This is a genomic window from Enterococcus sp. AMC1086 (assembly GCF_058216575.1).
Genome location: NZ_CM177100.1, coordinates 1,180,120 through 1,193,389 on the forward strand (window position 1 = coordinate 1,180,120; position 13,270 = coordinate 1,193,389).

General features: G+C 35.2%; 10 protein-coding genes and 1 CRISPR repeat array. Of the genes, 9 read left to right on the forward strand and 1 reads right to left on the reverse strand.

All coding sequences use genetic code 11. The features are described from left to right. Positions 1-276: 276 nt before the first annotated feature. Both AC4BC4_RS05510 and AC4BC4_RS05515 read left to right on the forward strand, forming a co-directional pair. Complete coding sequence (locus tag AC4BC4_RS05510) at positions 277-1,146, forward strand: HAD-IIB family hydrolase (RefSeq protein WP_490477034.1); 870 nt, start codon at positions 277-279, stop codon at positions 1,144-1,146. A gap of 16 nt (positions 1,147-1,162) precedes the next feature. Further along, a complete protein-coding gene (locus AC4BC4_RS05515) occupies positions 1,163-1,798 on the forward strand; it encodes a hypothetical protein (RefSeq protein WP_490477035.1) in 636 nt (211 codons plus the stop codon). A gap of 130 nt (positions 1,799-1,928) precedes the next feature. Here AC4BC4_RS05515 and AC4BC4_RS05520 read toward each other — a convergent pair whose 3' ends face one another. Then, entirely contained in the window at positions 1,929-2,687 is a 759-nt protein-coding gene (locus tag AC4BC4_RS05520) for a MerR family transcriptional regulator (RefSeq protein WP_490477036.1), read from the reverse strand. A gap of 181 nt (positions 2,688-2,868) precedes the next feature. Here AC4BC4_RS05520 and AC4BC4_RS05525 point away from each other — a divergent pair, with 181 nt between their 5' ends. From AC4BC4_RS05525 to AC4BC4_RS05555, 7 genes are all read left to right on the forward strand, one after another. After that, positions 2,869-3,222, forward strand: a complete 354-nt coding sequence (locus AC4BC4_RS05525; protein WP_490477037.1) for a DUF1827 family protein — start codon at positions 2,869-2,871, stop codon at positions 3,220-3,222. Positions 3,223-3,461: 239 nt separating this feature from the next. Continuing rightward, positions 3,462-3,872 carry a GtrA family protein gene (locus AC4BC4_RS05530; RefSeq protein WP_490477038.1) on the forward strand — a complete coding sequence of 137 codons (411 nt, stop codon included), beginning with the start codon at positions 3,462-3,464 and terminating at the stop codon, positions 3,870-3,872. A gap of 81 nt (positions 3,873-3,953) precedes the next feature. Next, the gene (locus AC4BC4_RS05535) at positions 3,954-5,426 is read left to right on the forward strand and encodes a nicotinate phosphoribosyltransferase (protein ID WP_490477039.1); all 1,473 of its coding nucleotides are present in this window, start codon (positions 3,954-3,956) and stop codon (positions 5,424-5,426) included. A 118-nt stretch (positions 5,427-5,544) separates the two neighbouring features. Then, a complete protein-coding gene (gene nadE / locus AC4BC4_RS05540) occupies positions 5,545-6,372 on the forward strand; it encodes an NAD(+) synthase (RefSeq protein ID WP_490477040.1) in 828 nt (275 codons plus the stop codon). Positions 6,373-6,562: 190 nt separating this feature from the next. Continuing rightward, a CRISPR array of direct repeats spans positions 6,563-7,838; the repeat unit is 34 nt; unit sequence GTCTCACTCTAATATAGAGTGAGTGGATTGAAAT. Between the two features lie 298 nt (positions 7,839-8,136). Then, a complete protein-coding gene (locus AC4BC4_RS05545) occupies positions 8,137-10,605 on the forward strand; it encodes an HAD-IC family P-type ATPase (RefSeq protein ID WP_490477041.1) in 2,469 nt (822 codons plus the stop codon). A gap of 242 nt (positions 10,606-10,847) precedes the next feature. Then, positions 10,848-12,638, forward strand: coding sequence for a heavy metal translocating P-type ATPase (locus AC4BC4_RS05550; protein WP_490477042.1), 1,791 nt, complete (start codon positions 10,848-10,850; stop codon positions 12,636-12,638). A 359-nt stretch (positions 12,639-12,997) separates the two neighbouring features. Next, entirely contained in the window at positions 12,998-13,270 is a 273-nt protein-coding gene (locus AC4BC4_RS05555) for a (4Fe-4S)-binding protein (RefSeq protein WP_438756453.1), read from the forward strand.

The following is a 13,270-nucleotide window of genomic DNA, read 5'->3' on the forward strand; positions in this document are numbered from 1 at the left end:
AAGTGTGCTCCTTTTTATTAGATTTGAGATATATCATTTTACCACAGTATGAAGTCCAACCGTATCAAAGAATTTATTTTTGCTTAGTTGAAATGAAAAAAATTACCAAGTAGAAAATAGCTGGATTGATTCATTGATTATTATGAATAAATTTAAAAAGATCCTAATGATTTTATGCTATACTCAAAGAGTTAAAAATATAAAATACATGCTTTTTTATGAAGGATAGAGTATAAAAAGAGAGCCATGTATCGATAGGAAAAAGGAGTTTGACCAATGAATATTGTTTTTTGTGATATAGATGGAACATTTCAAGATTTAGGCGGTGAAGTGCCAAAAGTCAACTATGATGCAATCTATGCTTTACAAAATCAGGGTGATCATTTTGTTTTTATCAGTGGGCGCGGTTATGCGCAGTTGACTGAATTGATGAATGAATTAGACAGTGAGTGTGATGTTATTTTTAGTAACGGTGGTGGACATAAGTTGGTGGGTGAACCAATTCAGTACAATCACTGTGTATCAATGGCTGAATGTGAAAGAGTCATCGCAATTTTAGAAGAACGAGCTATTTTTTATCATATCCATACGAATGAAGGAATCATTTTGAAACCAGTTGAAAATTACGAAATGAATATACTTGCATTGAGACAAAAGCTTGAATCAATGGGAGAAACTGGCAAGCAAATCATGGACTTCAAAGAAGCATTCTTCAAAGAACAATGTCAGCATGTGAAAGATCCATTTACTTATTTGAAAAAACATCCAGAATTAAAAGTGATGAAAATAGAATTGATGGAAGCAAGCGATGAAGAGCATGAGACGTTGCGCGAGTTATTGAGTAGTGAGTCGGCAGATGTTTTTTCTTCATTTACACAATGTTTGGAAATTGTTAATCCAAAGAGTAGCAAAGGCAATGCTATTAATGAGTTCATGAAAAATTATCCAGATGCACGTAGTTTTGGTATCGGCGATGGTGAAAATGATTTAGCCATGTTGGAAGTTGTCGATATTCCAGTTGCAGTAGGGAATGCCAAGGAAATTGTAAAAGAGCAGTGTCAGTTGATTATCGGAGATTGCTTGGATGGCGGTGTTGGCACCTTTATTTTTGACGAAATCATTGGAAGTAAAAAAAGTACATTGTAAAGTGGGAGGAGTAACAATGGAAGAAATCAAAGAGAATATCGAACATGATCTAGAATATTATCAATCAGGCATCAGACAATTGTACATGAAACAGTATCAAAAATATTTAATGAGTCTTTTAGCAATCATGTTGGTAACAGCTATTGGTATCGGTCTATCTGAATCAATAGTTAGAGCTGTGTTGGTGTTATTATTTCTTATTGAGATAGCTTTAGTTGTCTATATTCTTCGTTATTTACGTGCAGAAGTCTTTGAAAGGTATTTCCAGCAGATTAAAGGGGAATTACCTGCAGAATTTCAAAAAATGGAATCGATCGAAGTTCAAGAAGATGATCAAGCGTATTACTTTTTAGATGATCAAGAGCTATTTGTAAAGTTAAAAAAGAAAAATTCCCGAAACTTCCCATCAAAAATCAGACAGTATACATTATTAGTGGGGTTTACGAATGAATTAGATGAGAAAACCTTAGAACAACCATTGCAATTTTTTTACTATGATATCACGCAAATCAAGTATGCTGCTAGTTATAAACAAGAGCTTTTGAAAAATGCCAATTTTATTGCGAAACGGAGAAAACGAAGACTTAAATCAGCAGCAATAACTATTTTTTTACTGATTTTATTTGGATTTGCTTTCTTTGGTCTATTTTAGTCATTCAAAACAAATGAAATGATTTTCGCTAGTACACATAAGAATTTAAGGGTCAAAGGTGTAGCTTAAAGAAGCACACTTTTGACCCTTAAAATATTTTAATCCTTTAATTGTTTAAAAAATCTTTTGTTTATTTTGCAAAATTTTGAATAATTTGATTTAGAGTTTGAGCGGCTAAGGCTCCTACTCGTTCATCGTAATAAGCCGCAAATCGTTCATCACCAACATACATTTGGCCTAAACCTCTATGCATTTCAGGTGAATAGGCTGGTGAAGTATACTGTAGCCATTCTTTGTGTTTTAAAAATACAGTTTTAGCCTCATCTGAACGATATTCTTTGGTCGCTATCACGATTTTTAAGGCTTCAAGCATCTCTTCTTCAGCTGTTTCCATGCTGGAAAAATCCTCTTCACTTAGATTCAACCATTTTTGATTAGATGCTTCTACTGTTTCTTCTCCATATTTTTTACGGATTTCATTGCCATATGTTTGTTCGTTTTCTTGTAGTTTTTTTTGTTTAAAACCTACAAATTTTTCTTTGTCAGTCATATATAGTTCTCCTTTTTGATAACGTAATGTTTTTTCTACAGTGAGGATGAGATGATCGATTTGCTGACGTTTTTCCAATAATTGTTGATAATGATCCTGTAACGCGTGTTTGGGATCATAGTTGGGTGTGTTTAGCAATTTTTGGATTTCTTCTAATTTTAACTCCATCGAACGATAAAAAAGAATCTGTTGCAGTTTGTCTACTTCTTTCGTTCCGTAAATGCGGTAGCCAGAAGAATTGATACGTGCAGGTTTTAAAAGATCGATTTCATCATAATACCGCAATGTTCGAGTGCTGATTCCGGATAATTCAGCAATTTTTTTAATTGTGTATTCCATCTTTTTCCCTCCTGTATGAAATTAGTATAAACCTTAACCTAACGTAAAGGTCAACGGTTTTTTTAGCATACCATATTTATTTACAAAAACGAATATTTTGATTTACAAAGCGAAGATGAAAGAGTAAAATTTTTATGTGAGATTATCAAGAGAAGTTATATATAATTAAGGAGCTAGACAAATGAAATTAATTGAAACCCCCATTAATAGAAACCTGGACTTAGAATATTTTTATCCAAATATCACTAAGTTTGTATTTGGCACTAAAGCAATTAAATTTTTTAAATTATATGCACTCGACCGTACACAAATTATTTACGCAGATGCATTCGATAAGATCGATATCATAATGATCAACACTAAAAAGAAAATCGCTAAAAAAGAGGTCGAATATGTAATCAAAAAACTTTTGAACACGACAAGAGACGAAGTAACAGTTCAAATAGGTGTTAAAAATGAAATGCAACAAAAAGGCTATTCATTCAGCGCACCTCGAAAAGATATTATTGTGATTCAAAAAAATATTACTCCCTGATAAAAATAGAAACTCCTCAGAAAAAGTTGTAATTTAACTTTTTTTGGGGAGTTTAAATTATGGCTGGAAGCAACATTTTTAATTACTTGATTTAAACGTATCGATTTGCATCGCAACGAAGTGATTTCATACTATAACTTTTTCTAAACCAATAATTAAATAGGAGAAACTGGAAAATCAGTAGGATTTCTATTCTAACTTTGATAAAATAAGAAGAGGAACGAAAGGAAGCGTGAAAGTTGAAAGAATTATTTCATAAATATAAAGAAGTGATTTCATATTTAGTTTTTGGTGTGGCGACGACGATCGTTAATATAGTTATTTTTTTCATCTGTAAGGATGTATTAGAAATCGACTATAAAATAAGTAATGCAATTGGCTGGTTTTTATCAGTGTTGTTTGCCTTTTTCACAAACAAGTACTTTGTTTTTGCGAGTAGTCATGAGGATATTAGCTCTTTTGTTAGAGAAATGCTACTATTCTATTGGTATCGTATTTTATCATTCGTTGTTGATATGGCTTTGATGATTTTAATGATTGAATGGATGCACATCTCTGATTTTTGGGCAAAAATGGTGACTCAAGTTGCTGTGGTTGTATTGAATTACTTCTTCAGCAAGTTTTTTATCTTCAAGAAAAAAACTTCTTAAAAGAAGTTTTTAGTTAAAAAGACAGTTTTTTGTTATAATAGAAATTAAAATTCTAGAAAAAATAAAGGGTGGCAAACTGAAATGAAGAAAGTTTATGATGATGATAGCTTAACGTTACATACTGATCTGTATCAAATCAACATGATGCAAACGTATTGGAAATTAGGTAGAGCAGACTTACATTCTGTATTTGAATGTTATTTTAGAGAAATGCCTTTTAATCATGGCTATGCTATTTTTGCAGGTTTGGAACGTCTGGTCGATTATTTAGAGCATTTAACTTTTACAGAGACAGATATTGCTTATCTTCGAGAAGTAGAGGATTATCCGGAAGATTTTTTGAGGTACTTAAAAGAGTTTGAATTTAAGTGTACCGTTCGTTCTGCTTTAGAAGGAGATTTAGTTTTCAATAATGAACCGTTGATTCAAGTTGAAGGACCTTTAGCGCAATGCCAGCTAATCGAAACAGCTCTTTTGAACATGGTAAATTTTCAAACCCTGATTGCAACAAAAGCGGCACGAATTAAATCTGTTATTGAGGACGATCCTTTGATGGAATTTGGTACTCGCCGTGCTCAAGAATTAGATGCAGCCATTTGGGGAACACGTGCAGCTTATATTGGCGGAGCTGATGCGACAAGTAATGTTCGAGCAGGTAAAATCTTCGGTATTCCTGTCAGTGGAACACATGCACATTCTTTGGTACAGTCCTACGGAAATGATTATGATGCCTTCACAGCTTATGCCCAAACACATAAAGAATGCGTCTTTTTAGTGGATACTTACGATACCTTAAAATCAGGAGTTCCAAGTGCAATTCGTGTAGCAAGGGAAATGGGTGATAAAATCAATTTTCTAGGCGTTCGTCTTGATAGTGGAGATATGGCTTATATTTCAAAACGAGTGCGTGAACAATTAGATGAGGCAGGCTACACAGAAGCTAAAATCTATGCGTCAAATGACTTAGATGAAAATACGATTTTAAGTTTAAAAATGCAAAAAGCCAAAATCGATGTCTGGGGCGTTGGAACGAAATTGATCACGGCCTATGATCAACCCGCTTTAGGTGCGGTCTTTAAATTGGTATCAATTGAAGATGAAAATGGCAAGATGGAAGATACTATCAAACTTTCAAGTAATGCAGAAAAAGTGACAACACCTGGGAAAAAACAAGTTTGGCGTATTACGCGTAAGTCAGATAAAAAATCTGAAGGTGATTATGTCACCTTGTGGGATGAAGATCCACGCAAGCAAGAAGAAATCTATATGTTCCATCCAGTCCATACCTTTATTAATAAGACAGTCAGAGATTTTGAAGCGAGAGCTGTTTTACAAGATATTTTTGTTGATGGAAAACGAGTTTACGAAATGCCTACTTTAGAAGAAATCAAAAGCTACGCAAAAGAAAATCTTGATTCACTATGGGAAGAATACAAACGTGATCTTAATCCACAAAAATATCCAGTTGATTTATCGACTGAGTGCTGGAATCATAAAATGCGTTTACTTGAAAAAGTACGAGTAGATGTAAAAGCGCTGAGTGAAGGTAGGTAAATAGCATCTGATCCGCGTGGACTAGCGCTATACTTGAATTCAAACTCATCAATTCAAATGCGCTAATTTTCTACAGGATCAGCCGATTTGTTCCGCTTTAAATTAGGAGGGAATTTCTATGGAACCATTACAAAAAGCAATTATTGAAGAACTAGGGGTAAAACCAAAGATCGATTCACAAGAAGAAATCCGAAAAAGTATTGATTTTATGAAAAATTATTTATATAAGTATCCTTTTTTAAAAACATTTGTTTTGGGTATCAGCGGAGGGCAAGATTCTACACTAGCTGGACGACTTGCTCAATTAACGATGGAAGAGATGCGTAATGAAACAAAAGATGCGCAATATCAGTTTGTTGCTGTTCGCTTACCTTATGGCGAACAAGCTGATGAAGCGGATGCCAAAAAAGCTTTAGATTTTATTCAACCAGATGTTTCTTTACGTGTAAATATCAAGCCAGCAATTGATGCGTGTGTACTTTCTTTTGAAGAATCAGGGGTTTCTATCAGCGATTTCAATAAAGGGAATATGAAGGCACGTCAACGCATGATCATTCAATATGCGATTGCAGGAGAGAAAGCAGGCGCTGTGATTGGAACAGATCACAGCGCTGAAAATATTACGGGCTTTTTTACAAAATATGGTGACGGCGGAGCAGACATTTTACCATTATTCCGTTTGAATAAGCGTCAAGGTAAGGAATTGTTGAAAGAATTAGGTTCACCTAGTGAGCTGTATACAAAAATTCCAACAGCTGATTTAGAAGATGATAAACCATTGGTAGCAGATGAGGTCGCGCTCGGGGTAACTTATGATGATATTGATGATTATCTCGAAGGAAAAACGATATCAGATAAAGCGAAAGAAACGATCGAAAGCTGGTACAAAAAAACGCAGCATAAACGCCATATGCCAATTTCAATTTTTGATAATTTTTGGAAGTAAGAGAAGAAAATAGATTTTTTTGGTGCGAACCTCAAGTGAACATGAAATCACTGACAGATTCGCACCAAAATTCAAGAGAAAAAAGCTAGATTCAATTGTTTTTCTCATCCTTATTTAATGTTTACTTGAATTTATTTGAGAAATTAGGAATTTGTGTGGAGATTTTGGCAAATAAACCTTCTTTTTCACAGTCTCACTCTAATATAGAGTGAGTGGATTGAAATTGTGCTATTAGTGATAAGTTTGGTCATGCTTTATTGTCTCACTCTAATATAGAGTGAGTGGATTGAAATTTTTTGTGTGCAACGTTACGTGTAGCGTTACACTTGTCTCACTCTAATATAGAGTGAGTGGATTGAAATCGTTTGAAGATAATGACGGTAATACAGTATTAGGTCTCACTCTAATATAGAGTGAGTGGATTGAAATTATCAAATAAACCCCAACAACAACTGCTGTTGTAACGTCTCACTCTAATATAGAGTGAGTGGATTGAAATAATATAGCGCCATGATCGAGTGCCTGCGGAACTGTCTCACTCTAATATAGAGTGAGTGGATTGAAATACCGTCTGTAATAGACTTAGGCATTTCAGGACCGATGTCTCACTCTAATATAGAGTGAGTGGATTGAAATTACCCTCTTTACCGAACAAGAGAAGGGGAGAAACGGGTCTCACTCTAATATAGAGTGAGTGGATTGAAATGAACTATACAATGTTGTCAAGCTTTCAGAAGCGAGAGTCTCACTCTAATATAGAGTGAGTGGATTGAAATATAATATAATAAGAAAAGAGGAAAATAGATATGAACTCGTCTCACTCTAATATAGAGTGAGTGGATTGAAATTTTCCCTGGCTTTCCGTCTTCAGCGCCAATTCTTGTCTCACTCTAATATAGAGTGAGTGGATTGAAATGACGATAGTTAAAGCTGTTATTTTGATGGTTCCTGCGTCTCACTCTAATATAGAGTGAGTGGATTGAAATTAAAGCTCTATCGACATGATTCATCAATTTTACGTCTCACTCTAATATAGAGTGAGTGGATTGAAATTAGTCCATCATTAACATGGGCTACAGCCAGATTTTGTCTCACTCTAATATAGAGTGAGTGGATTGAAATTTGTTTTGTCCCTGAGGTGATTAGGTCATCACCTTGTCTCACTCTAATATAGAGTGAGTGGATTGAAATTAAATCCATAACATCGGAAATTTTTTTAGGTCGTGTCTCACTCTAATATAGAGTGAGTGGATTGAAATTCTCATCGTCAATACTGTTTTATAATAGTCAGCTATGTCTCACTCTAATATAGAGTGAGTGGATTGAAATAAGAGGATACATACGTGTAGTAATGGTGTCAATTGTCTCACTCTAATATAGAGTGAGTGGATTGAAATGAATCAAGTATCCACGTATACAGGGCGATGCAACGGTATCACTCTAATACAGAGTGAGTGCATTAAAAATATATAAACTGGAATTTGACACACTAGAGAATCGTCCTACTCAAATAGCCAAGGAGAGAACTTATCAAGATCAATCAAAAAGAGGCTAAAACATAACTCTACAAGTCATATCCTACCCTTAAGAAGTTCGAATAAACACTTCTGTCCAACCTCTTTTTTTACTCTTGGTTTTAAATCTAATCTCCTTCATTTTTTTCAAATGGTTAAAAAAAGTGTAAAATTAAACTAGTTATCTGAAATAATCAAAAATATACTCTACAATTGGCTTAATTACTGTAATAAGAAGGTGAATGAAAATATGAAAAAATTGTTTAGGAAAAAAAGAGATATAGATAATGAGGCGTTTGTTTCAGCTGAAGAAAAGGCACAACCAATCAATGATAATGATATTCGGATTCCATCAGATATCAAAGGTTTATCTGATCAAGAAGTACAGGAACTTTCTGCACAAGGAAAGATCAACAAAGAGGTTGAGGATTTATCTAGAACAACAAAGCAAATTGTTTTAGATAATTCGCTAACGCTATTTAATTTCATTAACTTGTTTTTAGCAGTAGCGGTGTTTGCTGTCGGCTATCCTAAAAATGCTTTATTTTTTTGGATCATCATTATCAACACAGCAATTGGTGTGATTCAAGAAATACATGCAAAGAGGACTATCGACAAGTTATCTATCGTAAATAAAGCAGAGGTGACTGCTTTAAGAGACAATAAATTAATTAAAATCTTTCAAGATGAAATTGTCTTGGGAGATGTATTAGTTTTGACCTTGGGGAATCAAGTTCCTTCAGATGGCATTGTGCTTCATGGAGAAGGGATGGAAGTTGATGAGTCACTACTAACAGGGGAATCAGATAAGATCATGAAGCAAAATGGCGACAAAATCATGAGCGGAAGTTTTATCACTTCAGGTTTAGGATTTGTCAAAATCACTGCAGTCGGTGAAGATAATTTTGTTTCCAAATTATCTAAAGAAGCGAAAACGGAGAAACGTTCAACTTCTGAATTAATGAATTCATTGAATCTTTTGATTAAGGGATTAACGTTTGCTATCATTCCAATCGGATTGTTGTTATTTTGGTCTCAATATCAATCTACGCAGTCATTTCCCAAAACGGTTTTAGGTGTTTCTGGTGCGTTAATTAGTATGATCCCAGAAGGTTTGATGCTATTGACTAGTGTGGCATTTGCGGTAGGAGCAGCTAATTTAGCTAGAAAACAGACCTTAATCCAACGCCTATCTTGTATTGAAACTCTTGCTCGAGTAGATACCATTTGTTTGGATAAAACAGGAACCATTACAGATGGTACGTTGACTTTTAAAGAGTTGATTCCTCAAGCGGGATTTCCAACAACTGAAATAGAACTTGCTATGAGTGAAATGATGGCAGGCTTATCGGATCAAAATGCAACAGCAAAAGTTCTTAGAAGCAGATTCCCATTGTCCAAATCTGTATGGAATGTCAAAGAAGTGATCCCATTTTCATCTGATCGAAAATGGAGTGGTGTAACATTTGAAGAAAAGGGATCATTTGTTATGGGAGCACCAGAATTTATTTATTCTGAAGTTCCTGAGGATTTAAAAGAAAAACTTGCACCATATAATGAGCAAGGTGATCGTGTCCTGATTTTAGTCCATTTCTCAGACGAATTAACAAAACCTGAATTGCCTCAAGTAAAAGAAACAGTTGGAATTTTCATTATTTCAGATACGATTCGTGAAAATGCAGTCGATACATTCTCTTATTTTGCGAAACAAGACGTTATATTAAAAGTTATTTCTGGAGATAATCCGATCACGGTCTCGCAAATAGCGAAACAAGCAGGAATTGCTGGAGCAGAAAATTTTGTAGATATGAGTACTATTTCTGATTCAGAGAACTTTAATGAACTAGTGGAAAACAAAACGGTTTTTGGTCGAGTAACCCCTTATCAAAAAAGAGAGTTGATACAAGCCTTGAAGCAAAATGGGCATACGACTTGTATGACCGGGGATGGAGTCAATGATATTCTTTCATTGAGAGAAGCTGATGTCAGTGTAGCAATGGCCAGTGGAAGTGATGCTGCTCGTGCGGTATCAGATGTAGTTTTACTAAATTCAGATTTTAGTTCAATGATCCAAGTACTGAATGAAGGTCGTAGAGTCATCAATAACATCGAACGTGTTGCATCGATGTATATGGTAAAAACAATTTATTCTGCGATTCTTGCAGTAACATTTATCTTTTTATTTTTACCTTATCCATTTGCACCATTACAGCTCACACCTATCAATACATTAACTGTTGGAATTCCTTCATTTATTTTGGCACTAGAGCCGAATTATCAACGGATCAAAGGGCATTTTTTGACGAATATATTGCGAATTTCAGTTCCTGGAGCGTTGACTGTTGTATTTAATATTTTAGTCTTGCAACTTGCGGGTATCTGGTTTGATTTATCACAACAAGATGTTTCTACAATGTGTGTCTTGCTTACAGGTTGTGTAGGATTTCAAGTATTATTAAGAGCAGCTCGACCGTTAGATTTAAAAAAACAAATAATGATCAGTCTTTTATTGATTGCCTTTATTGCATGTTTCTTATTCTTTGGTGATTTCTTTATGTTGACGTCACTGTTTACAAGAAATGTTATGTTCTACCTACCGTTGGTTCTTGGTAGTCGTTCTATTTTTAACTACATTTCTTTACTTATGACAAGAGCGATATATGAGGTTGAGAAAAGGAAAGAAAATAGAAAAACGAAGAAGAAAAAAAGAGTGATTTAACTATATAGAAAGTGACTGGGGTAGGAGTATTTCATAAGAATAAATTGCTTGTGATCCCAGCGCTTATTCGCATTTAGGATGTGAAACAAAAGTAGATTTTACTTTTGTCTCACATCCTTTTTAGTAGAAAACATCCTAATAAAGAATGACAATCATTTTCATTTAAGTCTTTTACCTTTGTTATTTATCTAACCAAGTGTAATCTTAGTATGATAAGTTCGTTTTTTAAAGGAGTGGCTTAAATGAAACATTTGACAAAATTGATGATCACGATCACAACAGGGGTTTTAGCGTTATTATTTGAATTTATTTTTCATCAAGAAGCTTGGGCTTATGGAGTAATCGTTATTACAGGTTCTGTAATGGCGTTGTCAATGCTGATCGAGATGGTAAAGACGTTGAAATCTGGCAAATATGGTATAGACATTTTAGCAATCACAGCGATCATTGCAACATTAGCAGTTGGAGAATACTGGGCTAGTTTGATGATTTTGATCATGTTGACAGGCGGAGATTCTCTTGAAGATTATGCAGCAAAAAAAGCCAATAAAGAATTAAAATCATTGTTGGATAATTCGCCGCAAAAAGCACATCAGCTAATCAGTGGTGCATTGACAGATATTGAGGCAGAAAAAGTCGTTGTAGGGGATCAGCTTGTTGTGAAACCAGGCGAAATTGTTCCTGTAGACGGTCATGTCACAAATGGGGCATCAACTGTTGATGAATCTTCTTTGACCGGTGAATCACATCCAGTGAACAAAAAAACGGGCGATTTTTTGATGTCCGGTGCAATTAATGGTGATCGTTCTCTTACAATGGTAGCTGAAAAAAGTGCAGCAGATAGTCAATATCAAACGATTGTGAAACTAGTGAAAGAGTCAGAAGCTCAACCTGCTAATTTTGTGCGTATGGCTGATCGTTATGCAGTGCCTTTTACGATTATAGCGTATATAATCGCAGGGGTAGCTTGGTATAGTTCAAAAGATCCAACGAGGTTCGCTGAAGTATTGGTTGTAGCTTCCCCTTGTCCACTGATATTAGCAGCACCAATCGCGTTGGTCGCTGGAATGAGCCGTTCAAGTAGAAACGGGATTGTCGTAAAAACCGGAACCACAATAGAAAAAATGGCGCAAACAAAGTCAGTTGCTTTTGATAAGACGGGAACGATCACAAAGGGGTCATTATCTGTAGATAAGGTTGTTCCAGAAGGTACGCTTTCTGCGGATAATTTACTAATATTGGCGGCAAGCGCGGAACAAGAATCGAGCCATATATTAGCACGTTCGCTTATAGACTCTGTTTCTGCACAAGAAAAATTAAAAAAGGTTTCCGGTCTAGAAGAAATGACAGGTTCAGGTGTTAAAGCGATAATAGATGGGAAAATGATTCGTGTCGGCAAACCCGCATTTGTTTCAGAACGAAAAATTGAAGAGGTCAAGGATCAGACTGCTATTTACATTTCTCAAGAAGAACATTATTTAGGCTATATTACCTTTACGGATAGTATTCGACCAGAAGCAAAAGAAACAATGGAGCAATTGCGCGACTTGAATATTGACCACTTGCTGATGTTGACAGGTGATCATCAAAAAGTAGCAGATAGCATTGCAAGAGAAGTTGGAATTACTGAAGTTCACGCAGAATGCTTGCCCCAAGATAAAATTGATGCCTTAAAAAAAATCCCTGATTCTAAACGTCCAATGATCATGGTGGGAGATGGTGTAAATGATGCACCTTCATTAGCTGTTGCCGACGTTGGAATTGCCATGGGTGCTCATGGGGCAACTGCAGCGAGTGAAACAGCAGACGTCGTAATATTGAAAGACGATCTAGAAAAAGTCAGTGCAGCAGTGAAAATTTCTAAAGATACTATGAAAATCGCAAAACAATCGGTTTTGATCGGTATTTTGATTTGTACAGTTTTAATGCTTATAGCAAGTACAGGAATTATTCCAGCATTATTTGGTGCGGTTTTACAAGAAGTGGTGGATACAGTGTCTATTCTCTCTTCTTTACGAGCAAAAAATGATTGAGTAGTAGTTTTAATTTAAAATAATAAGATCAAGAGAACAGATAGTTGCAACTACCTATTTGAATTGTTAGAATTAATTCATCAAACTTAATATTGTCTTGTAAGTAAGAATGTTGCAATAGTAAGGACTCCGTGGATAGATAAATACTGGACGAAAGAAAGAATATCACAGTCCACTTTTTCTATTTTTCTGACAGAGCAAAACGAGCCCGCTACGCTTTTATTATCTAGCTTCACGGGCTAGCTCTTCGGAAAAAAGATGAAATCTGTTTGTGGCAAAAAGCACCACGCTCAGCTTTCCCTATTTTTCTGACAGAGCAGAACGAGCCCGCTATGCTTTTAAATTAGGAGGTAAACATGATGGATGGAAGTAAAATTAATGATAAAAATGTAACAGAAGAACGACTTTTATCGCAAGGGTACCGTAAATATACAGGAGAAGGACTGGATATTTATTACAGTAAGGATATTTGCGCTCATATCGGTAATTGTGTTTTCGGTAATCCAGATGTTTTTGAAGTAGGCCGACGACCATGGATCATTACGGATAATGGTAGTGTGGAAGAGAATATTCGTGTAATTAATACGTGTCCAAGTGGTGCTTTAAAATATATTCGAAAGGACGGGAAATGA

What these genes read in the sequence shown, in the direction of transcription:
- AC4BC4_RS05510 (WP_490477034.1), top strand. Translation starts at nt 277, where the DNA reads ATGAATATTGTTTTTTGTGATATAGATGGAACATTTCAAGATTTAGGC.
- AC4BC4_RS05515 (WP_490477035.1), top strand. Translation starts at nt 1,163, where the DNA reads ATGGAAGAAATCAAAGAGAATATCGAACATGATCTAGAATATTATCAA.
- AC4BC4_RS05520 (WP_490477036.1), bottom strand. Translation starts at nt 2,687, where the DNA reads ATGGAATACACAATTAAAAAAATTGCTGAATTATCCGGAATCAGCACT.
- AC4BC4_RS05525 (WP_490477037.1), top strand. Translation starts at nt 2,869, where the DNA reads ATGAAATTAATTGAAACCCCCATTAATAGAAACCTGGACTTAGAATAT.
- AC4BC4_RS05535 (WP_490477039.1), top strand. Translation starts at nt 3,954, where the DNA reads ATGAAGAAAGTTTATGATGATGATAGCTTAACGTTACATACTGATCTG.
- nadE (WP_490477040.1), top strand. Translation starts at nt 5,545, where the DNA reads ATGGAACCATTACAAAAAGCAATTATTGAAGAACTAGGGGTAAAACCA.
- AC4BC4_RS05545 (WP_490477041.1), top strand. Translation starts at nt 8,137, where the DNA reads ATGAAAAAATTGTTTAGGAAAAAAAGAGATATAGATAATGAGGCGTTT.
- AC4BC4_RS05550 (WP_490477042.1), top strand. Translation starts at nt 10,848, where the DNA reads ATGAAACATTTGACAAAATTGATGATCACGATCACAACAGGGGTTTTA.
- AC4BC4_RS05555 (WP_438756453.1), top strand. Translation starts at nt 12,998, where the DNA reads ATGGATGGAAGTAAAATTAATGATAAAAATGTAACAGAAGAACGACTT.